Source organism: Streptomyces sp. BRA346 (assembly GCF_052851135.1).
On sequence record NZ_JAIWIH010000064.1, the window covers coordinates 1 to 26,917 of the forward strand.

4 protein-coding genes and 1 pseudogene are annotated in these 26,917 nt (G+C 73.9%); all 5 read right to left on the reverse strand.

Features of this window, described 5'->3' with window-relative positions:
• Positions 1-7,236 (reverse strand): SDR family NAD(P)-dependent oxidoreductase (locus LCH29_RS41325; RefSeq protein WP_446466828.1); only part of this gene is annotated, 7,236 nt, incomplete at its 3' end.
• 7 nt (positions 7,237-7,243) lie between these two features.
• Positions 7,244-8,179, reverse strand: a complete 936-nt coding sequence (locus tag LCH29_RS41330) for a proline iminopeptidase-family hydrolase (RefSeq protein WP_446466829.1) — start codon at positions 8,177-8,179, stop codon at positions 7,244-7,246.
• A 100-nt stretch (positions 8,180-8,279) separates the two neighbouring features.
• Positions 8,280-14,219: pseudogene (locus tag LCH29_RS41335) on the reverse strand (SDR family NAD(P)-dependent oxidoreductase); the annotation flags it as partial.
• Between the two features lie 19 nt (positions 14,220-14,238).
• A complete protein-coding gene (locus LCH29_RS41340; RefSeq protein WP_446466830.1) occupies positions 14,239-24,441 on the reverse strand; it encodes an SDR family NAD(P)-dependent oxidoreductase in 10,203 nt (3,400 codons plus the stop codon).
• Between the two features lie 16 nt (positions 24,442-24,457).
• The coding region (locus tag LCH29_RS41345; protein WP_446466831.1) for an SDR family NAD(P)-dependent oxidoreductase at positions 24,458-26,917 on the reverse strand (2,460 nt) is incomplete at its 5' end.

Below are 26,917 nucleotides of genomic sequence, written 5' to 3' on the forward strand. Positions count from 1 at the left end.
CGTCACACCCTCGTCCCGCAACGCCCGTACGTCGTCGGCGAACCGCACCGCATCCCGCACATGCCGCACCCAGTACCCCGCCGACGCCATGTCCTTCGTGAGGCGGATGGCCGGGGCGTGGTATTCCACGCTCTCCGCGACCTTGCGGAAGTCCTCCAGCATCGGGTCCATCAAGGGCGAGTGGAACGCGTGCGAGACGGAGAGGCGGCGCGTCTTACGGTCGCCGAACCGGTCGACAACCGCGGTCACCGCGTCCTCGGCGCCCGAAATCACTACCGAGGACGGGCCGTTGACCGCGGCGATTCCCACCGCACCGTTCAGCAGCGGCGCCACTTCCTCCTCGGTGGCCTGGATCGCCACCATGGCCCCGCCGGGCGGCAGCGCCCCCATCAGCTGTCCTCGCGCCGTGATCAGCCGCGCGGCGTCCTCCAGGCTGAGCACTCCCCCGACATGGGCGGCGGCCAGTTCGCCGATGGAGTGACCGGCCAGGTGGTCCGGGCGGATACCCCAGGACTCCAGCAGCCGGAACAGGGCCACTTCCAGGGCGAAGATCGCGGGCTGGGTGAACTCCGTACGCTGCAACGCCGCTTCGTCGTCGCCCCACATCACCTCCTTCAACGCAGGCCCCGACGCCTCACACACCGCGTCGAACGCCGCCGCGAAGACCGGGAAGGTGTCATACAACTCCTGCCCCATCCCCAGGCGTTGACTTCCCTGCCCGGTGAACAGGAACGCCACCTTGCCGCCCCCACTCGCCACCACATCGCTGATCGTTTCCGATCCGACCAGCACCGCACGATGCTCCAGCGCCGCACGCCCCGTCGCCGCCGAGAACGCCACATCAAGCTGGTCATGGTCGTCGGCGAACGCACGGATCCGCTGAATCTGGGCCTGGAGTGCGTCATCCGTCTTGGCCGACACCACGATCGGCGCCACCGGGAGCGCACGGCGCTCCTCGGGCTGCTCCTCGACCGGCGGGGCTTCCTCCACGATCACATGGGCGTTCGTCCCGCTGATGCCGAAGGACGAGACGCCCGCGCGGCGCGGACGCTCGCCACGCGGCCAGTCCCTCGGCCCGGTCAGCAGCCGGACGTTGCCCGCCGACCAGTCCACCTGCGGCGTCGGCTCGGCCACGTGCAGCGTTCTCGGCAGCACACCGTGCCGCATCGCCTGCACCATCTTGATGATGCCCGCCACCCCGGCCGCCGCCTGGGTGTGGCCCATGTTGGACTTGATCGACCCCAGCCACAGCGGTTCCGCGCGGTCCTGTCCGTACGTCGCCAGCAGCGCCTGCGCCTCGATCGGATCGCCCAGCGTCGTCCCCGTGCCATGCGCCTCGACCGCGTCCACGTCGCCCGCCGACAACCCCGCGTTCGCCAATGCCTGGCGGATGACGCGCTGTTGGGAGGGTCCGTTCGGGGCCGAGATGCCGTTGCTGGCGCCGTCCTGGTTGAGGGCGCTCCCCCGTACGACGGCCAGCACCGGGTGCCCCTTGCGGCGGGCGTCCGACAGCCGCTCGACCAGCAGCATGCCCACGCCCTCACCCCACCCGGTGCCGTCCGTGGAGGACGAGAAGGACTTGCAGCGGCCGTCCGCCGCCAGCCCCCGTTGCTCGCTGAAGTCGATGAACGACTGCGGCGTTCCCATCACGGTCACGCCGCCGACGAGGGCGAGCGAGCATTCGCCGGAACGCAGCGCCTGCGTCGCCCAGTGCATCGCCACCAGCGACGACGAGCACGCCGTGTCCACGGTCACCGCGGGGCCTTCGAGCCCGAGGGTGTAGGCGACGCGGCCGGAGACGAGGCTGCCGCCGCCGGTCCCGCCGGAGTAGTCGTGGTACATGACTCCGGCGAACACGCCCGTCGGGGTGCCCTTCAGCGTGCCCGGGTCGATCCCGGCGCGTTCCAGCGCCTCCCACGACACCTCGAGCAGCAGGCGCTGCTGCGGGTCCATGTCGCGGGCCTCGCGGGGGCTGATGCCGAAGAAGTCCGCGTCGAACTCGGCCGCGTCGTGCAGGAACCCGCCGTCGCGCACATAGGTCTTCCCGGGTTTCCCGGGCTCGGGGTCGTAGATGTCCTCGACGCCCCAGCCGCGGTCGGCCGGAAACTCCGAGATCGCGTCCACGCCCCCGTCCACCAGCCGCCACAGCCCCTCGGGCGAGTCCACCCCGCCCGGATAGCGGCACGCCATCCCGACGATGGCGATCGGTTCGTCGTCCACCCGGGTCGCCACGGGTCCGACCGCCGCCTTCTCCACCGCGCCGGACAGCTCCTCCAGGAGGTGCCCAGCCAGCTCGCCGGGGGTCGGGTAGTCGAAGACGAGGGTGGCGGGCAGCCGGAGCCCGGTGGCGGCGCTCAGGAGGTTGCGCAGCTCGACGGCGGTGAGGGAGTCGAATCCCAGGTCGCGGAAGGCCCGTTCGGAGTCGACGGCCTCGGCTCCGGCGAGGCGGAGCACGGTGGCGGCCTGGGAGCGGACGAGGCCGAGGAGTTCGGCGGCGCGCTCGTCGTCGGTGAGCGCGGCCAGCCGCCGCCGTAGTGCCTCGGTCGCGGTGGCGGTGGTGTCGGCGGCGCGGCGCGACCGGCCGCGGACGAGGCCGCGCAGGAGCGGCGGAGGCGTGTCGAAGGCCGCCGGGTCGAACCGGGCGGACACCAGCGCGGGTTCCGGCACACCGGCGGCGGCATCGAGCAGCGCGAGGCCCTCTTTCGGCGCCAGGGCGCGCAGGCCCCCCTGGTCGAGGCCGTCCGCCATGCCGTTCCCTGCCCACGGGCCCCAGGCCAGCGACAGCGCGGGGAGCCCGTTGGCGTGCCGGTGGGCGGCGAGGGCGTCCAGGAACGTGTTGGCGGCCGCGTAGTTGCCCTGCCCGGGAGCGCCGAGGACACCGGCGACGGACGAGAAGAGCACGAACGCGGTCACCCCCATGTCGCGGGTGAGTTCGTGGAGATGCCACGCCGCGTCCGCCTTCGGACGCAGTACGTGGTCGACACGGCCGGGCGTCAGCGAGGGGATCACGCCGTCGTCCAGCACGCCCGCCGCGTGCACGACCCCGCCGATGGTCCGGCCGTCGAGCAGCGTGGCCAGGGCGTCGCGGTCGGCCACGTCGCACGCCGCCACCTCGGCCTCGGCACCCAGCGCGGTCAGCTCCTCGATCAGCCCGGCCGCGCCCGGCGCCTCCGGGCCGCGGCGGCTGGTCAGCAGCAGCAGCCGGACGCCGTGCCGGGTGACGAGGTGGCGGGCGACGGCGGCGCCGAGGGCGCCGGTGCCGCCGGTGATCAAGACGGTGCGTTCCGGGTCCCATGCGGGGGTGTCCGGGCCGAGCGGCACCCTGGTCAGCCGCGGCACGCGGACCTCGCCGCCCCGGACGCTCAGCTCGGGCTCGCCCACCTCCAGGAGGGTGCGGGGGTCGATCTCGGTGTCCGTGTCCACGAGGACGACGCGGCCGGGGTTCTCGCTCGCGGCGGCGCCGACCAGCCCCCGGACGGCGGCGTGGCCGAGGTCGGAGCCGTCGATCGCGCCGCGCGTGACGACGACGAGGGTGGCGTCGCCGTCCAGCGCGGTCTGTACGGCCCCCAGCACATCGCCCAGCACCGCGCGCACCGCGGACGGCGTGTCCCCGGTCGTCGGCGGGCAGTGGTGCACGGCCACCTCGGCGTCGTCGGCCACCGCCCGACCGCCGGTGGCCGGGACCCACTCGACGCGGAAGAGCGCGTCCGCGACGCGGGCCGAGGCCAGGGCGAGCCCGTCGGCGGTGACGGGACGCAGCGTCAGCGAGCCGACCGAGGCGACGGGCCGTCCCAGGGCGTCGGCCAGCTCCAGCGACACGGTGTCGTCGCCCCGGATGCGCAGGCGGACCCGGGCGGCGGTGGCGCCTTCGGTGTGCAGGGTGACGTCCGACCAGGAGAACGGCAGGACCGTAGCGCCGTCGTCCGCCGCCAGGTCGAGCGCGTGCAACGCCGAGTCGAGCAGGGCGGGGTGGAGGCCGAAGCGTCCGGCGTCGACACCGGCCGGGAGGGCGATGTCGGCGAACACGTCGTCGCCGCGTCGCCATGCCGTGCGCAGTCCCTGGAACGCGGGCCCGTAGTCCAGCCGTTCGTAGAGCCCTTCGGCGGCGAGGGGTTCGGCGTCGCGCGGTGGCCACGCGGCGAGGTCGGCGGACGGTTCACCGGCTTCGGGGGCAAGGATCCCTTCGGCGTGCTGAATCCATTCGCGGTCGATCGGGGCGTCGTCGGCACGGGAGTACACGGCCACCGGGCGGCGGCCGGACGCGTCGGGCGCGTCGACGGCGACCTGGAGGTGGACGCCGCCGTGTTCGGGCAGGATCAGGGGCGCGCCCAGGGTGAGTTCCTCGACGCGGCCGCATCCCATCTGGTCTCCGGCCCGTACGGCCAGTTCCACGTAGGCGGTGCCGGGCAGCAGCACGGAGCCGAGCACGGTGTGGTCGGACAGCCAAGGGTGGGCTCCGGTGGCCAGCCGTCCGGTGAACACCACGCCGTCCGAGCCGGGCAGCCGCACCATCGCGCCGAGCAGCGGGTGGTCGGGCCGGTCGAGGCCCGCGGAGGTGACGTCGCCGCCCCGACCACTCTTGTCGAGCCAGTAGCGGGCGCGCTGGAACGGGTAGGTGGGCAGGTCGACGCGCCGGGCGCCCCGTCCGTCGAACACGCCCGCCCAGTCGACGCGCAGGCCCGCGCTGTGCAGGTGGCCGAGGGCGGTGAGGACGGCGACGGGCTCGGGGTCGCGGCGGCGGAGCGCCGGGACGAGCACGGCGGTGTCGGCGGAGGTGGTGAGGCACTGCCGGGCCATGGCGGTCAGCACACCGTCGGGCCCCACCTCCACGTACCGGCTGACGCCTTCGGCCTCCAGCCGGGCCACCGCGTCCGCGAACCGGACCGTGTCACGGACGTGTCGCACCCAGTACGCGGCGGTGGCCACCTCGCCGTCCGTCATGACGGGGATGCGCGGCTCGGCGTAGGTGATGGTCTCGGCGACGCGGCGGAATTCCTCCAGCATCGGGTCCATCAGGGGCGAGTGGAACGCGTGCGAAACCGTCAGGCGCTTCGTCCTGCGCTCACCGAGCCGTTCGAGGACCGCGGTGACGTCGTCCTCGGTGCCGGAGAGCACCACGGAGGTGGGGCCGTTGACGGCGGCGAGGTCCACCCGCTCGGTCAGATACGGCGCCGCCTCGTCCGGTGTCGCTTCCACGGCCACCATCGCGCCGCCGGGCGGCAGCGCCCCCATCAGCCGGGCTCGCGCGGTGATGAGCCGGGCCGCGTCGGCGAGGGAGAACACCCCGGCCACATGGGCGGCGGCCAGTTCGCCGATCGAGTGGCCGGCGACGAAGTCGGGACGTACGCCCCACGATTCCAGCAGCCGGAACAGCGCCACTTCGAGGGCGAAGACGGCGGGCTGGGTGAACTCCGTACGGTGCAGGGCCTCCTCGTCGCCCCACATCACCTCGCGCACCGCCGGGTCGTGCGCGGCGCACACCTCGTCGAAGGCGCGGGCGAAGACGGGGAACGCGGCGTGCAGCTCCCGGCCCATGCCGAGGCGTTGGCTGCCCTGTCCGGTGAACAGGAAGGCGGTCAGTCCGGTGGACCGGGCGACGCCACCGAGGGCCATGTCGTCCGTGTCGTCCGCCAGCGCGGTCAGCGCGGTCAGGATCTCTTCGCGGTCGCGGCCGACCACGACCGTGCGGCGGGCGAGTGCGGCACGGCTGGTGGCGAGGGAGAAGCCCAGGTCCAGGGGGTCGAGGCCGGGTGTGTCCCGCAGATGGTCGGCCACGTGCCGGGCCTGGGCGCGCAGGGCGGCCGTGGTGTGGCCGGACAGGGGCAGCGGCACGGGCGCGCCCGGGGTCGAGGGTCGCTCGGCGGGCAGGGGCTCGGACACGGGGCCGGTGTCCGCCTGCTCGATGATCACGTGGGCGTTGGTGCCGCTGACTCCGAACGAGGAGATCGCGGCGCGGCGCGGACGGCCGGTGTCGGGCCAGGCGCGGGCCTCGGTGAGGAGGCGTACGTTCCCGGCGTCCCAGTCCACCTCCGGTGTCGCCGCGTCGATGTGCAGGGTCTTCGGCAGGGTGCCGTGCCGGATGGCCTCGACCATCTTGATGACGCCCGCGACGCCCGCGGCGGCCTGCGAGTGGCCGATGTTCGACTTGATGGACCCCAGCCACAGTGGCCGTTCGCGCTCTTGGCCGTACGTGGCGAGCAGCGCCTGTGCCTCGATCGGGTCGCCGAGCGAGGTCCCGGTGCCGTGCCCCTCCATGGCGTCGACGTCGGCGGGCGTCAGCCGGGCCGCGGCCAGCGCCTGCTTGATCACCCGGCGCTGGGACGGTCCGTTGGGCGCGCTGAAGCCGTTGGACGCGCCGTCCTGGTTGACCGCCGAGCCGCGCACCACGGCCAGCACGGGGTGGCCGTGGCGGCGGGCATCGGACAGCTTCTCCAGCAGCAGGACGCCCGCGCCCTCGCCCCAGCCGGTGCCGTCGGCGGAGGCGGCGAACGAGCGGCAGCGGCCGTCGGGCGAGAGCCCGCGCTGCTCGCTGAACTCGACGAACGTCTCGGGCGTGGCCATCACGCTGACGCCCCCGGCCAGCGCCAGGGTGCACTCCCCCGTACGCAGGGCCTGCGCCGCCCACTGCAACGCCACCAGCGACGAGGAGCAGGCGGTGTCGACGGTGACCGCCGGGCCCTCCAAGCCGAGAGTGTAGGCGACGCGCCCGGACACCAGGCTGCCGTCGCTGCTGGTGATGCCGTAGTCGTGGTACATGGCACCGGCGAAGACACCGGTGCGGCTGCCGCGCAGCGACGCCGGGTCGAGGCCCGCGCGTTCCACCGCCTCCCAGGTGATCTCCAGCAGCAGCCGTTGCTGGGGGTCCATGGTGAGGGCCTCGCGCGGGCTGATGCCGAAGAACTCGGGGTCGAAGTTGGCGGCGTCGTACAGGAAACCGCCGTCGCGTACGTAGCTCTTGCCGGGCTTTCCGGGCTCCGGGTCGTACAGGGTGCTCAGGTCCCAGCCACGGTCGCCGGGGAACGGGCCGATGGCGTCGCGGCCCTCGGCGACCAGCTGCCACAGCCCCTCCGGGGAGGCCACACCACCGGGGAAACGGCAGGCCATGCCGATGATCGCGACGGGTTCCGTGGCGACACTCGCGGCGGTGCGCAGGCTCTCGTTGTCCCGCCGCAGCCGCTCGTTCTCGACGAGCGAGCCGCGCAGCGCCTCGACGATCTCCTCGACGTTGGCTTCCACCGTCGTCTCAGCCTCCGCTCACCGTCGTGGTCCGCGCGCCGGGCGCGCCGACCGTGTCAAGGAATGCGCCGAGCACCTCGGTGAAGCGTTCCGGCTCTTCGAGGTGCGGGGCGTGGCTGGAGTCTTCGAAGATCTCCCAGCGGGCGTCCGGAATGAGGTCCTGATAGGGGCGCACGGTGACCGGGGTGGCCTCGTCGTGGCGGCCGGAGAGGACGAGGGTGGGCACGTCGATGCGGGGCAGGTGGTCGATCACCGACCAGTCGCGGAGGCTGCCGATCACATGGAACTCATTGGGCCCGTTCATGGTGCGGTAGACCGTCGGATCGGTGACGGCCTCCAGGTACGAGGCCATGAGTTCGCCGGGCCACGGGTCGAGGCGGCACACGTGGCGGCCGTAGAAGACCAGCATCGCTTCCAGGTACTCGTCGCTGTCGGTGGTGCCCGCGGCCTCGTGGCGCCGCAGCGTCTCGTCGACACCGGGCGGCAGCTGAGCGCGCAGCACGTCCATCTCCGACAGCCACAGCGGGTACGACGCCGGGGCGTTGGCGACGACCAGGCCGCGCAGCCCGGCGGGCCGGGCCGAGGCGTGCCAGGCGGCGAGCATCCCGCCCCACGACTGCCCGAACAGGATGTAGTCGTCGGCGATGCCGAGCCGGTGCAGGAGGTTGTCCAGCTCGTCGCGGAAGAGCTGAGGGGTCCAGAAGCCGGGGTCGGCGTCGGGCAGATGGGTGGAGCCGCCGTTCCCGAGCTGGTCGTAGTGCACCACGGGCCAGCCGTGGTCGGCGAAGTCGGCCAGCCGGATCAGGTAGTCGTGCGTGGACCCGGGGCCGCCGTGGACGACGACGAGGGCCGGGCGGCCCGATCCCGGCTGTCCGGTGACGCGGTACCAGGTGCGGTACTCCCGGAAGGGGACGGTTCCTTTGGCCGTTGGCGTGGGCGCCATGTCTCAAACCACCTCGGTTCGGGTCCTGCTCAGCAGCGGGGTTCCACGTCGCCCGTGCGCGGCGTGGATGTCCCCGGGGAACGTGTACGTCGGTCGCGTCTCAGTCGAGCGTCGTCAGCCACTCGTCGATGGTCCGGGCGGTCGTCGGGGCGTGCTCCTGCCCGAGCGAGAAGTGGTCGCCCGGCACGGTGCGCAGCGTGTGGTCCGGGTCCCAGGGCCGGGCCCTCATCTCGGCCGGGTCGACGCCCTCGGGCGGTTCCACGAACGACTGCTCCGCCTGGACGAACAGGGTCGGCGCGGCCAGTGGTACGGGGGCGAAGTCGCCCAGCACCCCGAAGTAGTACGGCATCGCCGACAGCCGCGCCGCGTCGTACGGTCCGTAGGCCGACTCCATCGCCAGCACCTCCCGCATGAGCTGGTCGAAGCCGAACGTCATCGCCGTGTCGTCGACGCGGAAGGTGTCGATGAGGACCAGCCCGGCGGGCGGGGCCTGCGCCACCTCCTCCAGATACCGGGCGAGGACGTGGCCGATGATGCCGCCGGAGGAGTAGCCGAGCAGGGCGAACGGCTCGCCCTCGGCCGCCTCCAGCACGGCGTCGGCCAGGACCCGCGACAGCGCCTCGGCCGAACCGGGCAGTGGCTCGTCCCGGGCGAATCCGGGGAGCGGAAGGGCCGACACGTGGCGGACGTCCCGGAATTCCGCGCCCAACCGGGCGTGCTGGTGCACACCGCCCGCCGCCATGGGTGTGGCCAGGCAGATCAGCCGGATACGGCGCGGACCGTCGGCCAGCCGCACCGCCTTCGGGACGCGGCCGAAGTCGCCGGGCGTGGCGAAGCGGGGCCGCAGCGCCGCGACCGCCGACATCAGCGCCAGCGCGCCGGAGGTGTCACCGGCGTGGACGGCCCGCCGGAACAGGTCGGTGACGCTCTCGTCCGTCGTCTCCGCCTCCTGCTCCGTCCGCGGTTGCGGTGCGGTGGTGGAGAGTCCGGCCAGCTCGTCGGCGAGGAGACGGGCCAGCAGGGACGGGTTCTTGCTGTCGAACACCGCCATCGCGGGCAGTTTCAGCCCGGTGGCGGCGTTCAGCGCGGTGCGCAGCTCCATCGCGGTGAGCGAGTCGAACCCCGACTCCAGGAAGTCGCGTTCGGGGTCGACCGCCTCGGGGCCGCTGTGTCCGAGCAGGGTGGCGGCCAGGCCCAGCACCAGGTCGCGCAGCGCTCCCTCCCGCCGTTCGGCGGGCAGCGCCGCCAGCTCGCGCCGCAGCACCGCGGGATCGGCGGCCGCGATACGGCGCCGCGTGGCCGGGACCAACCCCCTGAGCAGTACGGGGGGTTCGCCACCGCTTCCGCCGCGCAGCGCCCGCAGGTCCAGCCCCATCGGCACCAGCACCGGTTCGGTACGGGCGGAGGCGGCGTCGAACAGCGCGAGACCGTCGGCCGCCGACAGCGCGGGCATGCCCTGGCGGCGCAGTCGCCGGAGGTCGGCCTCGCTCAGGCCGCCCGCCATGCCACCGGTGTCCGCCCACAGCCCCCAGGCGAGGGATTGCGCGGGCAGCCCTTCGGCGTGGCGGTGGTGGGCGAGCGCGTCGAGGAAGGTGTTGGCGGCAGCGTAGTTGCCCTGGCCGGGCGCGCCGAGCACGCCCGCCGACGACGAGAACAGCACGAAGGCGCCCAGGTCGTGGCCGCGGGTGAGGTCGTGCAGGTTGAGGGCGCCGTCCACCTTGGGACGCAGCACCTGGTCGAGGCTGTGCGGCGTCAGATTGGCGATCAGGCCGTCGGCCAGCACCCCGGCGGTGTGGACGACGGCGCCGAGCGGGCGATCGGCGAGCAGCGCCTCCAGCGCGGCCCGGTCCGCCACGTCGCAGGCCGCGATCTCGACCGTCGCACCGAGCCCGGTCAGCTCCCGGCGCAGGTCGGCCGCGCCCTCGGCGTCCATGCCGCGGCGGCTGGTCAGCAGCAGGTCGCGGACGCCGTGCTCGGCCACCAGATGGCGGGCGACGAGCGCGCCGAGGCCGCCCGTACCGCCGGTGATCAGCACGGTTCCGAGCCGGCCCCAGGCGGGCGGGTGTTCCGGGTGCGCGGGGGTGCGCGCCAGGCGGGGTACGAGGAGTGCGGCGTCCTGGATGCGCAGTTCCGGCTCGCCGGACGCGATGGCCCGGCCGATGGCCTCCGGGTCGCCGTGGCCGTCCGTGTCGAGGAGCGCGAAGCGCTCCGGGTCCTCCGCGTGGGCGGCGCGGACCAGCCCCCGGGCGGCCGCGTGGGCGAGGTGGTCGCCGCGGGTGACCACCATGAGCCTGCGGTCGGCGAACCGTTCGTCCGCGAGCCAGGTCTGAAGGGTCCGGAGCGTGTCGCCGGTGATGGTTCTGACGTCGTCGGCGAGGTCGCCGGTGCCGCCGGGGAGTGTCCACGCGACCGTGGCGGGCACCGGGTCGGTGAGGTCCGCCAGGTCGGCGACCACCGTCCAGTCCGTACCGGCGGTGGGCACGGAGGCGGGTGTCCACGCCACGTGGAAGAGGGAGTCGCCGGGCCGGGTGGGCGCCGGTGCGAGCTGCTCGGCCGACACCTCCCGCGCGATCAGCGACTCCACGGACGCCACGGGCCGCCCCCGGGCGTCGGCGATCCGTACCTCCGTCGCGCCCTCGCCCTTGGGCGTGAGCCGGACGCGCGCGGCCGTGGCGCCGGAGGCGTGCAGCCGGACCCCCTTCCAGGCGAACGGCAACGCCGTCGCGTCGTCCTCGCCCGTGCCGAGCAGCACCGCGTGCAGCGCGGAGTCGAGCAGGGCCGGATGCAGCACGAAACGCCCGGCGTCGGCCGCGTCGCCGAGCGCCACTTCGGCGAAGGTCTCGTCGCCGACGCGCCAGGCCGCCTTGAGCCCCTGGAACGCCGGGCCGTAGGCGAAGCCGATGTCGTGAAAACGGTCGTACGCGTCGTCGGTGGCGATCCTCGCCGTCTCGGGCGGCGGCCACGGGAACGGGTCGGAGGGCGGCGGCGCGGCGGTGTCCTCGGGTGTCAGCACACCCTCCGCGTGCAGGGCCCAGGCCGCCTCCGCGTCGTCGGTGCCCTCGGCCTGCGCGTGGACGGTGAGGGGGCGTCGTCCCGTGTCGTCGACCGGTGCGCCGACGGTCAGCCGCAGCCGCACACCACCGCCCTCGGGCAGGGCCAGGGGCGCGTGCAGGGTCAGCTCTTCGATGACGCGGCAGCCGACCTGGTCGCCCGCGCGTATGGCCAGGTCGACGTACGCGGTCCCGGGCAGCAGCGTCGTACCGAGCACCGTGTGGTCGGCCAGCCAGGGCTGGGTGTCCGTCGACAGCCGCCCCGTGAACACCACGGTTCCGGAGTCCGGGACCGTGACTTCCGCGGTCAGCAGGGGGTGGTCGAGCGTGGTGAGGCCCAAGGACACCGCGTTGCCGCCCTCCCCGGCCACCGGCTCCGACAGCCAATAACGGCTGCGCTGGAAGGCGTAGGTGGGCAGGTCGACGCGGTGTGCTCCCCGTTCCGCGAAGAGGGCCGTCCAGTCGGGAGAGGCGCCCGTGGTGTGCAGCTGGGCGATCGCCGTCAGCAGCGTGATGGCCTCGGGACGGTCGCGGCGCAGCGCGGCCGCCGTCGTGGCGTCCGGCGCCATCTGCCGGGCCATGGCCGTGAGGATGCCGTCCGGCCCGATCTCCAGGAACCGGGTCACGCCCTCGCTCTCCAGACGGCGCACATCATCGGCGAACCGCACCGCGTCCCGCACATGCCGTACCCAGTACTCCGCCGACGTCATGTCCTTCGTCAGACGGATGGCCGGCCGACCGTAGGTGACGGCCTCGGCCACCTTGCGGAAGTCCTCCAGCATCGGGTCCATCAACGGCGAATGGAACGCATTCGAGACGGAGAGGCGGCGCGTCTTACGGTCCGTGAAGCGCCCGACCACCGCCGCCACCGCGTCCTCGGCACCGGACACCACGACCGACGACGGGCCGTTGACCGCCGCGATCCCGACCTCACCGTCCAGCAGCGGCGCGACCTCCTCCTCGGTGGCCTGGATCGCCACCATGGCGCCGCCGGGCGGCAGCGCGCCCATCAGCCGTCCCCGGGCCGTGATCAACCGCGCGGCGTCCTCCAGGCTCAGCACACCCGCCACATGGGCCGCCGCCAGCTCCCCGATCGAGTGGCCGACGAGGAAGTCCGGGCGAAGCCCCCAGGACTCCACCAGCCGGTACAGCGCCACTTCCACGGCGAAGATCGCGGGCTGGGTGCACTCCGTGCGGTGCAACGCCTCCTCGTCATCGCCCCACACCACCTCCTTCAGCGGCAGTTCCGTCGCCTCGCACACCGCGTCGAACGCCGCCGCGAAGACCGGGAAGGTGTCGTACAACTCCCCTCCCATTCCGAGGCGTTGACTTCCCTGCCCGGTGAACAGGAACGCCACCTTGCCCTCGCGGGTCCGGCCGGTGACGACGGAGGGCGACGGGGTTCCCTGGGCCAGCGCGGTGAGGCCCGCGAGCAGGTCCGTACGGTCGTCGGCGACGATCGCCGCCCGGTGTTCGAGGGCCGCGCGACCGGTGGCCAGCGAGAAGCCCACGTCCACGGGCGTGAGTTCCGGTCGTTCGCCCAGGTGGGAGTGGAGGCGTGCGGCCTGGGCGCGCAGGGCCTCCGGGCTCCTGCCGGACAGCGTCCACGGGACGGGCCCCGCCACGGCCGGGGCCGCCGCCTCCTCCTCGGCCTCGGCGGGCGGCGCCTCCTCGATGATGACGTGGGCATTCGTCCCGCTGATGCCGAAGGAGGAGACGCCCGCCCGGCGCGGGCGGTCGCCGCGTGGCCACTCCCGGGCCTCGGTGAGCAGCCGGACCTCGCCCGCCGCCCAGTCCACCTGCGGTGTCGGCTCGTCCACGTGCAGCGTCCTCGGCATGACACCGTGCCGCATCGCCTGGACGACCTTGATGATGCCCGCCACGCCCGCCGCGGCCTGGGTGTGGCCGATGTTGGACTTGATCGAGCCGAGCCACAGCGGGCGGTCGTCCGGGCGGCCCTGACCGTACGTGGCGAGCAGGGCCTGCGCCTCGATCGGGTCGCCGAGCGTCGTGCCCGTGCCGTGCCCCTCGATGAGATCGACCTGGTCGGCGGATATCCGGGCGTGGGCCAGGGCCTGCTTGATCACACGTTGCTGGGAGGGGCCGTTGGGGGCGGTCAGGCCGTTGCTGGCGCCGTCCTGGTTGAGGGCGCTCCCCCGTACCACCGCCAGCACCGGGTGGCCGTTGCGGCGGGCGTCCGCCAGCCGCTCGACCAGCAGCATGCCCACGCCCTCGCCCCAGCCGGTGCCATCGGCGGCCGCCGCGTACGGCTTGCAGCGGCCGTCGGGGGCCAGCCCGCGCTGATGGCTGAACTCGATGAACGTCTCGGGCGTCGCCATCACCGTGACACCACCCGCGAGCGCGAGCGAGCACTCGCCCGAGCGCAGCGCCTGGACCGCCCAGTGCAGGGCGACCAGCGACGACGAGCACGCGGTGTCGACGGTGACGGCCGGGCCCTCCAGTCCGAGGGCGTAGGCGACGCGGCCGGAGGCGATGGCGCCCGTACTGCTGTTGTAGGTGTAGTCGTGGTACATCATCCCGGCGAACACACCGGTCGGGCTGCCCTTCAGCGTCGTCGGGTCGATCCCCGCCCGTTCCAGCACCTCCCACGACGCCTCCAGCAGCAGGCGCTGCTGTGGGTCCATGACCATCGCCTCGTTCGGCGCGATCCCGAAGAACTCGGGGTCGAACCCGGCCGCGTCGTACAGGAACGCCCCTTCCCGGCTGTACGTCTTGCCGGGGCGTCCTGGCTCGGGGTCGTAGATGGCCGTCTCGTCCCAGCCGCGGTCGGTGGGGAACCGTGAGACGGCGTCCGTCCCGTCGGCGACCAGCCGCCACAGCTCCTCGGGCGAGGCCGCGCCGGGGTAGCGGCAGCTCATGGCCACGATCGCGACGGGTTCGCGGGAGGCGGCCTGGAGGGCGCGGTTGCGGGCGCGCAGACTCTCGGTCTCCTTGAGCGACGCGCGCAGCGCCGCCACGAGTTTGTGGTCGGTGTCGGCCATCGTGTCCTCAGGCTTCCCGCGTCGCGTCGTCGTCGAGGGCGGCCAGGGCGGTGTCCTGGAGCGCCATGCTGATGAGGGTGTCGGTGTCCATCGCGTCGATCGCGTCCTGCTGCTCCGCCCCGGGCGCGGCCGTGGCGGGGGCGGCACCGGCGAGTTCGAGCAGGGTGTCCATCAGTCCCGCGTCGTGCAGCCGGGTGAGCGGGATCGAGGCGAGCAGGCGGCGGACGGTGTCCTCGTCGGCGCCGGGGTCACCGTCGCCGGGGGCGGGCGCAAGTTCCGTGGCGAGGTGTTCGGCCAGCACCTTGGCGTTGGGGTAGTCGAAGATCAGGGTGGGGGGCAGCCGCAGTCCGGTGGCGGCGTTGACGGCGTTGCGGAATTCGACCGCGCCCAGGGAGTCGAAGCCGAGGTCGCCGAAGGCCCGCTCGGGTTCGATGGCCTCCGGGCCCGCGTGCCCCAGCACGGCCGCCGCATGGGTACGGACGAGGGTGAGCAGTTCGTCGTACCGCTCGTCGGCGGGCAGTGCGGCGAGCCGCTGCCGCAGCGCGGTGGCCCTGCCCTCGTCGTGGCGCGCCGACACGGCACGCCGCGCGGAGCCGCGTACCAGGCCGCGCAGCATCGGGGGCGCCTCGGCCGCGTTCAGCGCCCTGGTGTCCAGGCTCATGGGGACCAGGACGGGGGCGGCGAGTGCGGCGGCCGTGTCGAAGAGCTTCAGCCCTTCGGCGGGCGACAGCCCCGTGAGCCCCGTACGGACGATCCGCTGCCGGTCGTGGTCCGCCAGCTCCCCGGCCATACCGGCGTCGGTCGCCCACAGGCCCCAGGCCAGGGACTGGGCGGGCAGGCCCTGGGCGCGGCGGTGGACGGCCAGGGCGTCGAGGAACGCGTTGGCCGCCGCGTAGTTGCCCTGCCCGGGCGAGCCGATCGCACCCGCTGCCGAGGAGAACAGGACGAACGCGCTCAGGTCCATCGCGCGCGTCAGCTCGTGCAGATGCAGCGCCGCGTCCACCTTCGGCCCCAGCACCCGGTCCATCCGCTCCGGCGTCAGCGACGCGATCACGCCGTCGTCCAGCACCCCCGCCGCATGGACGACACCCGACAGCTCCCGGCCCGCCAGCAGCGCCGCCAGCGCGTCGCGGTCGGCCACATCGCACGCGGCCACTTCCACCTCGGCGCCCAGCCCGGTCAGCTCCGCCACCAGCTCGGCGGCGCCCGGTGCGTCCATCCCGCGGCGGCTGGTGAGCAGCAGCCGCCGCACGCCGTGTCCGGTCACCAGGTGGCGCGCCACCAGCCCGCCCAGCGCTCCTGACGCGCCCGTGACCAGTACCGCGTCGCCGAAGACGGACGACGGTTCGGACTCCGTCACCGAGGCGGCCCGCAGCCGTGGCACATAGACCTTTCCGTCGCGGACCGCCACCTGCGGCTCCCCCGCCGCCAATGCCACGGCGATGTCCGCGTCGTCCGCCGCGTCGACCGCGTCGATCAGGACGAACCGCCCCGGATCCTCCGACTGGGCGCTGCGCACCAGGCCCCACACCGCCGCACCGGCCAGGTCGGTGACGGCCTCACCGGCCACCGACACCGCGCCGCGGGTGACGACCGCCAGGGTGCCGGTCTCCGACTGGAGCGCCGTCAGCGCGGATTGCAGCGTGGACCGGACACCATCACCTCCGGCCCGCCACACCGTGATATCACCATGGCTCTGAGCGGCCGCTGCCACCGGTTTCCACTCCACCTGGAACAGCGAGTCGACGCGGGCGAGCGACGGCGTCGCCATCGGCCGCAGGGTCAGGGAGTTCACGGAGATGACGGGTCGGCCCGTGCCGTCCATGGCGTCCAGGGTGACCTGGTCCTGACCGGATGACGCGACCCGCACGCGGAGCACATCGGCGCCGGAGGCGTGCAGCTCCACGCCCGTCCAGGCGAAGGGGAGGACGACACGGTCGTCGGCCGAGAGCAGCGGGATCGCGTGCAGCGCCGCGTCCAGCAGCGCCGGGTGCAGCGCGAAGCGGTCCGCCGCGCCGGGCAGCACCACCTCGGCGAACACCTCGTCGCCGCGCCGCCAGGCGGCCTTCAGCCCCTGGAAGGCCGGTCCGTACGCCACTCCGGAGTCCGCCAGCGCCTCGTACAGGCCCTCCACGTCCACGGGCTCCGCCCCGGGCGGCGGCCACTGCGCCCTCTCCTGCGCACCGTCGCCGGTGGCCGGGGCCAGTGTTCCGGCGGCGTGGCGGGCCCAGGGCTGATGCATCTCGTCCTCGCCGCGCGAGTACACCTCCACCGGCCGGTGGCCGGCGCCGTCGTCCGGTCCGACCAGCACCTGAAGGGCCACGGCGCCGCGCTCCGCGAGGACCAGGGGCGCCTCGATCGTCAGTTCCTCGATCCGGCCGCATCCCACTTCGTCGCCCGCCCGGACGGCCAGCTCGACGAAGCCCGTACCGGGGAAGAGGAGCCCGCCGCCGACGACATGGTCGGCGAGCCAGGGCTGTGTCCCGGGCGACAGCCGCCCGGTCAGCACCGTCTGGTCCGTGCCCGCGACCCCGACCGCCGCGTCCAGCAGCGGATGGTCGGACGCCTCCGGTCCGCTCCCCGACTCCAGCCAGTACGACTGTCGCTGGAAGGGGTAGGTCGGCAGATCGACGCGCCGTGCCCCGCGGCCGCCGAGAACGGCCTCCCAGTCGACGCGGACTCCGGCGGTGAACAGCCGCCCGACCGCGGTGAACAGGCTTTCCGTCTCGGGATGGTCGCGGCGCAGCGCCGCCGCCATCGTGCCCTCGGCGGTCTGTTGGACCATCGCCGTCAGCACGGCGTCCGGGCCGATCTCCAGGAACCGGGTGACGCCTTCCTCCCGCAGGACGCGCACATCGTCGGCGAACCGCACGGTGTCCCGCACATGCCGCACCCAGTACTCCGCCGACGCCATGTCCTTCGTCAGCCGGATGGCCGGTTCGCGGTAGGTGACGCTCTCGGCGACCTCCCGGTAGTCCTCCAGCATCGGGTCCATCAGCGGCGAGTGGAACGCGTGCGAGACCTTCAGCCGGGCCGTCCTGCGGTCACCGAACCGCTCGGCGAGCGCGGTCACGGCGTCCTCGGCGCCGGAGACGACCACGGCAGCCGGGCCGTTGACGGCCGCGAGCCCCACCCGTTCGCCGAGGAGCGGGGTGACCTCCTCTTCGGTGGCCTGGATGGCCACCATGGCGCCACCGGGCGGCAGGGCCTGCATCAGCTGTCCGCGCGCCGTGATCAGCCGGGCCGCGTCGGCGAGGCCGAACACCCCGGCCACATGCGCCGCCGCCACCTCGCCGATGGAGTGCCCGGTGAGCACGTCCGGTGTGATGCCCCACGACTCCATCAGCCGGAACAGCGCCACTTCGAGCGCGAAGACGGCGGGCTGGGTGAACTCGGTGCGGTTCAGGGCCACTTCGTCGCCCCACATCACCTCGCGCAACGGCATGTCGAGCGCGTCGCACACCTCGTCGAACGCCGCCGCGAACACGGGGAACGTGTCGTACAGCTCCCGGCCCATGCCCACCCGCTGGCTGCCCTGACCGGTGAACAGGAACGCCAGCCTGCCTTCGGTGACCGAGCCGATGACGGTCTCGGACGCTCCGATCCGTACCGCGCGGTGCTCCAGCACCGCCCGGCCCGTCGCGGCCGAGTACGCCACGTCCAGCGCGTCCTGCCCGACGGAGGCCATCCGGTCGAGCTGGGCGTCGAGTGCCGCCCGGGTCCGGGCCGACACCACCAGCGGGACGACCGGCAACTCCCGCCGCTCCGCGGGCGTTTCCTCGATCGGCGGGGCTTCTTCGATGATGGCGTGGGCGTTGGTGCCGCTGATGCCGAAGGAGGACACGCCCGCGCGGCGCGGGCGGTCGCCGCGCGGCCACTCCCGTGCCTCGGTGAGCAGCCGGACCTCGCCGGCCGCCCAGTCCACCTGCGGTGTCGGCTCGTCCACGTGCAGCGTCTTCGGCAGCACGCCGCGCCGCATCGCCTGGACCATCTTGATGACACCCGCCACACCGGCCGCCGCCTGGGTGTGGCCGATGTTCGACTTGATCGACCCCAGCCACAGCGGATCGTCGTCGGGGCGCCCCTGACCGTACGTGGCGAGCAGCGCCTGTGCCTCGATGGGATCGCCCAGCGTGGTGGCCGTGCCGTGCGCCTCGACCGCGTCCACCTCGGCCGGCGTCAGCCCCGCGTTGGCCAGCGCCTGCCGGATCACCCGCTGCTGGGAGGGGCCGTTGGGGGCGGTCAGGCCGTTGCTGGCGCCGTCCTGGTTGGTCGCGGTGCCCCGGACGACCGCCAGGACGGGGTGGCCGTTGCGCCGGGCGTCCGACAGCCGCTCCACCAGCAGCATGCCCACGCCCTCGCCCCAGCCGGAGCCGTCGGCCGCGGCGGCGAAGGACCGGCACCGGCCGTCCCGCGACAGGCCCCGCTGCTCGCTGAACTCGATGAAGTTGTCCGGGGTGGCCATCACGGTGACGCCGCCCGCGAGGGCGAGGGTGCATTCGCCCGACCGCAGCGCCTGGGCGGCCAGGTGCAGGGCGACCAGGGAGGACGAGCAGGCGGTGTCGACGGTGACGGCCGGGCCCTCCAGACCGAGGGTGTAGGCCACGCGGCCGGAGACGATGGCGCCCGTGCTGCTGTTCTGGCTGTAGTCGTGGTACATCATCCCGGCGAACACACCGGTCGGGCTGCCCTTCAGCGTCGTCGGATCGATTCCGGCGCGCTCCAGCACCTCCCAGGACGTCTCCAGCAGCAGCCGCTGCTGCGGGTCCATGACCATCGCCTCGTTCGGCGCGATCCCGAAGAAGCCGGGGTCGAACTCGGCCGCGTCGTACAGGAATCCGCCCTGGTCGACGTAGCTGGTCCGCGGCCGGGTGGCCGTGGGGTCATAGATCCGCTCCAGGTTCCAGCCGCGGTTGTCGGGGAAGGCCGAGATGGCGTCCGTTCCGCCGTCCACCAGCCGCCACAGGTCCTCCGGCGAGGCCACCCCACCGGGATAGCGGCAGGCCATGCCGATGATGGCGATCGGATCGCCGTCGGCCGGGGTCACGACCGTCCGGACGTGGCGCTCGTTCACGGTCCCCGACACCTCGTCCAGCAGATGGCGCGCGAGGACGGCCGGGGTCGGGTAGTCGAACACCAACGTGACCGGCAGCTTCAGTCCCGTCGTCTGGCCCAGCGCGTTGCGCAGCTCCATCGCGGCCAGCGAGTCGACGCCCAGATCGCGGAACGCACGCTCCGGGTCGACGGCCTCCGGCCCGGCGTAGCCGAGCGTCATGGCCGCCTGGCCGCGGACCAGGGTCAGCAGCGTCTCCAGCCGCTGGTCCTCGGACAGGCCCACCAGCCGCTGGCGGAGCCCGTCCGCGTCGGCCCGGTTGCGGGCGGTGCCGCGGGTGACGACGGGCACCAGCCCGCGCAACAGCTCCGGCACCGAGCCGCTCGCCCGGACCGCCGCGAGGTCCAGTTTCACGGGGACGACCGCGGCGGGTGCGTCCGCGCGTGCCGTGTCCCCCCGTACGGCATCCGCGCGCACGGCCGCGTCGGCCCGCACGGCCGCGTCGAAGAGTGCCAGGCCCTCGCGGTGGGACAGCGGGAGGATGCCGCCGCGGGTCATACGGGACCGGTCGGCGTCGCCCAGGCTCCCGGCCATCCCCGAGCTGGTCTGCCACACGCCCCACGCCAGGGACAGCGCGGGCAGTCCCTGGGCGCGGCGGTGTGCGGCGAGGGCGTCCAGGAAGGCGTTGGCCGCCGCGTAATTGCCCTGCCCCGGGGAGCCGATGACCCCGGCTGCCGAGGAGAACAGCACGAACGCGCTCAAGTCCATGTCGCGTGTCAGCTCGTGCAGATGCAGCGCCGCGTCCACCTTCGGACGCATCACCCGGTCCACCCGCTCGGGCGTCAGCGACGCGATCACCCCGTCGTCCAGCACACCCGCCGCGTGGACGACGCCGGTGAGTGAGCGCCCGGCCAGCAGCGCCGCCACGGCCTCCAGGTCGGCCACGTCACACGCGGCCACCTCCACCTCGGCGCCCAGGCCGGTGAGCTCCGCCACCAGCTCGGCGGCGCCCGGGGTGTCCGCGCCCCGGCGGCCGGTCAGCAGCAGCCGTCGTACGCCGTACTCGGTGACGAGATGCCGGGCCAGCAGAGCGCCCAGCACCCCCACCCCGCCCGTCATCAGCACCGAGTCGCCGAACACCGGCGCCGGTTCGTCCTGCGTCCGCGGGGTGTCCGCCACCCGGGCGAGCCGAGGGGCGTAGAGGGTGTTCCCGCGCACCACGATTCGGGGCTCCCCGGTCGCGCACGCCGACGCGATGGCGGCGTCGTCGTCCGCGTCGTCCGCCCCCTCGGCGTCGTCCAAGTCCACCAGGACGAACCGGCCGGGGTCCTCGGTCTGGGCGCTGCGGACCAGGCCCCAGACCGCCGCCGCGGCCAGGTCGGGGGCGTCGTCGCCGGTCACCGGGACCGCACCCCGGGTGACCACCGCCAGACGCGAGGCGGCGGACTGGAGCGCCTCCAGCGCCCCGTTCACCGCCGTACGCACATCGGACCCGGCGGCGATGCGCAGCACCTCGGTGTCGGTGGCCGTGTCGGTGGCCGTGTCCCCGCCGGTGGGCAGGGGGGCCAAGGCGACGTGGAAGAGCGATTCGGTGCGGGGTGCGGTCCGTACGGCGGTGAGCGGCCGCAGCACCAAGGACTCGACGGTGGCGACGGGTTGGCCGGTCGCGTCGCCGATCGTCAGGGCCGCGACGCCGTCCTGGCGCGGGGTGATGCGCACCCGCAGCGCGCCCGCGCCGGAGGCGTGCAGTTCCACGCCCGACCAGGAGAACGGCAGCAGGGCCGCGTCACCGGCCCCCGCCGGGGAGAGGCCGATCGCGTGCAGGCCCGCGTCGAGCAGGGCCGGGTGCAGACCGAAGCCATCGGCCTCCGCGTCGTCCGGCAGGGCGATCTCGGCGAACACCTCGTCGCCGGACCGCCAGGCGGCCCGCAGTCCCTGGAAGGCCGGCCCGTACGCCATTCCCACCTCGACCAACTCCCCGTACAGGGCGGCGACATCCAGGTCCATCGGCTCGGCCCCGGGTGGCGGCCAGGCCGTCAGGTCGGCACCGCCCGCCGAAGTGGCCCCGGTGAGCAGACCGGTGGCATGCCGGTTCCAGGGCAGGTCCATCGCGTCCTGCTCACGCGCGTACACCGTGACCGCGTGGCGGCCCGCCTCGTCCGCCGTGCCGACGACGACCTGTACGGCCACCGCGCCGCGCTCGGTGAGGACCAGTGGCTCGTGGAGGGTCAGTTCCTCGATCCGGCCGCAGCCGACCTCGTCGCCCGCGCGCACCGCCAGCTCCACGAACCCGGTGCCGGGGAAGAGGACCGAGCCGTCGATGACGTGGTCGGCCAGCCAGGGCAGGGCCCCGATCGACAGCCGTCCGGTGAGCACCACCTCGTCCGAGTCCGCGAGCATGACCATCGCGCCGAGCAGCGGGTGGCCCAGCGCGCCCAGCCCCATCGAGACCGCGTCGGCGCCGCCCACCGGATCGGTCAGCCAGTACCGGCGGTGCTGGAAGGCGTACGTCGGCAGCTCCACCTGCCGGGCCCCGGTCCCGGCGAACACCTTCTCCCAGTCGACGTCCACGCCGTGGGTGTGGGCCTGGGCCAGGACGGTCAGGAAACGGTCCAGGCCACCGTCGTCGCGGCGCAGGGTACCGATCGCGGTGTGTTCCATGCTGGGTGCCAGCACCGGATGCGCGCTGGCCTCGATGAACACGTCCATGCCCCGTTCGGTGAGCAGGCCGATCACCCGGTCGAACTCCACGGTCTGCCGGAGGTTCCGGTACCAGTAGCCCGCGTCCAGCTCCGTGGTGTCCATGAGGTCGCCGGTCACGGTGGAGTAGAAGGGGATGCGCGCGGCGCGGGGCCGGATCGGCGCCAGCACCTCCAGCAGCTCCTGCTCGATCCGCTCCACCTGCGCCGAATGCGAGGCGTAGTCCACCGGAATCCGCCGCGCCCGCACGTCCTCCGCCTCACACGCGGCAAGCAGTTCCTCCAGGGCGCCCACCTCGCCCGAGACCACCGTCGAGGCGCCGCCGTTCACCGCCGCGATGGACATCCGGTCGCCCCACCGGGAGAGCCGCCGTTCCGCCTCCTCCCGGGGCAGGGCGACCGACACCATGCCGCCCTGTCCGGACAGCGCGGGCAGCGCCCTGCTGCGCAGCGCCACCACCCGGGCCCCGTCCCGCAACGACAGCGCTCCGGCCACGCTCGCCGCGGCGATCTCCCCCTGGGAGTGGCCCACCACCGCGACGGGCTCCACGCCGTAGTGCCGCCACAGCCCCGCGAGCGACACCATGACCGCCCACAGCACGGGCTGGACCACATCGACGCGTTCCAACATGGCCTCGTCGCCCAGGGCGTCGCGGACCGACCAGTCCACGAAGGGCGCCAGCGCCTCTTCGCACGCGGCCATCTGCTCCGCGAACACCTCGGACGACGCGATCAGCTCGACCGCCATCCCCACCCACTGCGACCCCTGCCCCGGGAACACCATCACCGGGCCGGTCGCGGAGCGGGCCGACACCACCGGCGCCTGCCCCTGCGCCACGGCGGCGAGACCCTGTGCGATCTCCTCGCCCCGGGCGCCCACCACCGCGGCCCGGTACGCGAACGGCGCCCGCAGCGTCGCCAGCGACCACCCCACGTCCGCCGGGCGCGGCTCCCCCGCCGCCACGTCCCGCAGCCGCTGCGCGTACGCGCGCACCGCGGCTTCGGACGTGCCCGAGATCACCCAGGGCACCACCGGGCGCTCCGAGCCGTCCTGCGGCTCCGCCACGTCCTCGACCGGCCGAGCTTCCTCCAGGACCACATGTGCGTTCGTCCCGCTGGCGCCGAACGACGACACCGCGGCGCGGCGCGGGCCCTCGCCCTCCGGCCAGGCCCGGGCCTCGGTCAGCAGCCGGACGTTCCCCGCCGACCAGTCCACCTGCGGCGACGGCTCGTCCACGTGCAGCGTCTTGGGCAGGATCCCGTGCCGCATCGCCTGCACCATCTTGATCACACCCGCGACGCCCGCGGCCGCCTGCGTGTGACCGACGTTCGACTTGACCGAGCCCAGCCACAGCGGCCGGTCGTCCGGGCGCTCCTGCCCGTAGGTGGCGAGCAGCGCCTGCGCCTCGATCGGATCGCCCAGCGTCGTCCCCGTGCCGTGTGCCTCCACCGCGTCCACATCGGCCGCGGACAGGCCCGCGTTCGTCAGCGCCTGCTGGATGACCCGGCGCTGGGACGGGCCGTTCGGCGCGGTCAGGCCGTTGCTGGCGCCGTCCTGGTTGACGGCGCACCCGCGTACGACCGCGAGCACCCGGTGGCCGTTGCGGCGCGCCTCCGACAGCCGCTCCAGCACCAGCACGCCGACGCCTTCGCCCCACCCGGTGCCGTCGGCCGCCGCGGCGAACGCCTTGCAGCGGCCGTCCGGCGACAGGCCCCGCTGGCGGCTGAACTCCACGAAGGTGACCGGCGTCGACATGACCGTCACCCCGCCGGCCAGCGCCAGGGAACACTCCCCGCCGCGCAGCGCCCTGACCGCCATGTCGAGCGCGACCAGCGACGACGAGCAGGCGGTGTCGACCGTCACCGCCGGGCCTTCGAGACCCAGGGTGTAGGCCACCCGGCCGGACACCAGCGCGCCCGTCACGCTGCTGCCCGGATAGTCGTGGTACACCAGCCCCGCGAACACGCCCGTGGCGCTGCCCTTCAGCGACGGCGGGTCGATTCCGGCCCGCTCCACCGCCTCCCACGAGGTCTCCAGCAGCAGCCGCTGCTGCGGATCCATCGCCAGCGCCTCCAGCGGGCTGATCCCGAAGAACTCGGGATCGAAGTCGCCCGCGCCGTCGAGGAAACTGCCGTGCCGGACGTAGCTGGTGTTCTCGCCCGTCCCGTCCGGGTCGTACAGCCCGTCCAGGTTCCAGCCCCGGTCGGTGGGGAACTCGCCCACCGTGTCCCGGCCGTCGGCGACCAGCTCCCACAGCCCCTCCGGCGTGGCCGCGCCACCGGGGAAACGGCACGCCATTCCCACGATCGCGATCGGCTCCCGCTCCCGGTCCTCCACCTCGTGCAGACGGCGCCGGGTTTGCTGCAACTCACCGGTAGCAAGCCGCAGATACTCCCGCAGCCGGTCCTCGTTGGAGTCCTTCGACATCGTCATCAACCCATCCGTGAAAGTCCACAAGCAGACGCGGTGTCCGTCAGGACAGTCCCAGTTCCTTGTTCAGCGCCTCGAACAGCTCGTCGTCGGAAGCATCGGCAGCGGGCGCCGGGGCGCCGTCCGGCCCGCCGTCCGCCACCACGCCGCTCCGGGCGTCCCGCGCCCGCCGCGACAGCGCTTCCAGCCGTGCCGTGACCTTGGCGTGCGCCGCGTCGTCGTCCGCCGCGAGCGCGGTCAGGGCGGCCTCCACCCGGCTCAGTTCGGCCAGCAGCGGCGCGGCGGGGTCGGCGTCGACCGGTTGGTAGTTCTCGTGCAGCAGACCGGCGACGGCGAGCGGTGTCGGGTAGTCGAAGACCAGCGTCGGAGGCAGTGAGAGACCGGTCTCGGCGTTGAGCGCGTTACGCAGTTCCACGGCGCCCAGCGAGGTGAGGCCCAGCTCGTTCACCGCGCGGTCCGGCGGCACGGCGTCGACGCCGTGGTGCCCCAGGATGCGTGCGACGTGGCCGCGTACGAGGTCCACCAGGAGCTGTTCGCGCTCCGCCCCGCTCAGCCCGTTCAGTCGCCGCTCCAGTGACGCCCTGCCGGACGGCGCCCGGCGGGCCGGGGCGCGTACGAGCCCGCCGAACAGCGCGGGAAGTGCCCCCGTCTCGGCCTGGGCGCGCATCACCGCCAAATCGAAGCGGACCGGAAGCGTCGCGGGCGGCCGCCCGGGCACGGTCGCCGCGTCCAGCAGCGCGAGCCCCTCGACGGGGGACAGCGGTGGCATTCCGGTACGCCGGAGCCGCTGCAACTCGGCCTCGTCCAGCCGGTCGGCCATGCCCCCGACCTGGGTCCATGGCCCCCAGCCCAGGCACAGCGCGGGCAGCCCCCGGGCGGCGCGATACCGGGCGAGCGCGTCCAGCCAGGCGTTCGCGGCGGCGTAGTTGCCCTGTCCGGCGCCGCCGAGGGTGCCCGCGACGGACGAGAAGAGCACGAACGCCGAGAGGTCGTGGTCGCGGGTGAGGTCGTGCAGATGCCACGCGGCATCCACCTTCGGCCTCATGACCGCGTCCAGCCGCTCGGGCGTCAACGCCCCGAGCAGCACATCGTCCACGATCCCGGCCGAGTGCACGACGCCCGTCAGCTGCCGTCCGGCGACGAGCGCGGCCACGGCGTCCCGGTCGGCGACATCGCAGGCCGCCACTTCCACTGACGCGCCCAACTCGGCCAGTTCCGAGACCAGTTCGGCTGCTCCCGGCGCGTCCATGCCGCGGCGGCTGGTCAGCAGCAGGCTCTTGACGCCGTGCTCACCGGCCAGGTGGCGGGCGGTCAGGGCGCCGAGGCCGCTCGTGCCACCGGTGATCAGGACCGTGCCGTCCGGGCCCCACGACGGGCCGCCGTCCAGCGCCGGGACGCGGGCCAGCCGCGGCACCCGGATCTCGCCGTCGCGCACGGCCATCTCGGGCTCGCCGGGTAGGCGCAACGCCTCCGCGGGCGGTTCGGCGCCGGGGTCGGCCTCGGCGTCCAGATCGACCAGGACGAACCGGCCCGGATACTCCCCCTCCGCCGCGCGCACCAGTCCCCACACCGCCGCGTGCCCCAGGTCGGTGCCGTCGGTCGCGCCCCGTGTGACGACCACGAGCCTGGCGGACTCCGACCGCTCATCGATCAGCCACTTCTGCACGACGGACAGCACCTGCCGGGTCAGCGCACGGAAACCCTCGGGCGTGGTGTCCTCGACCGGCGGGCACGCGTAGACCACATGGGTGCCGGCCTCGGAATCCGCGGGCGGCACAGGTGGGGCGATCCACTCCACGTGGAAGAGCGATTCACGGCCTCCGGTGTGCGCCCGCACCTCCTCCGTGGACAGCGCCCGTGTCTCCGCCGACTCCACCGACAGGACCGGGTGCCCTTCCTCATCGACACGCACCGAGGCCCCGCGCCACGCGTGGGCGAGGGTCGGTTCGCCGTCGGTGCGCACGCCCGCGGCCTCTGCGGCGGCGTCGAGCACCGTGGCGTACGTCGCCTCGTCGCGCACCCAGGAGGGGCCGTCGGCCTCGGCGGCCAGGACACCCGTGGCGTGCTTCACCCAGGCCGTCCGGCCGTCACACCGCGCGTGCACGCTGACGGCCCCCTCCTCGTCGACCAGCACGCGCAGCGTCACGACGTCCTCGGGGTCGGCCATGACCAGCGGTGCGTGGAGGCCGAGTTCCTCGACCCGGCCCCGGCCCGTGCGCTCGGCGGCGAACAGGGCCAGTTCCAGGAACACCTGCCCGGGCACCACCACCACGCCGAAGGCGTCATGGTCGGTGAGCCAGGGGTGGGAGTCGAGGGAGAACCGCCCGGTGAACACCGCCCCGCCGTCCTCGGGAAGCTCCACCATCGAGGTCAGCAGCGGATGGTCGACGGCGTCGGCCCCGGGGAGGGCCGTGGGCTGCTCGATCAGCCAGTAGCGGGTGCGCTGGAAGGGATACGTGGGCAACTCCACGCGCCGGGCACCGCGCCCCGCGAACACCGCGGC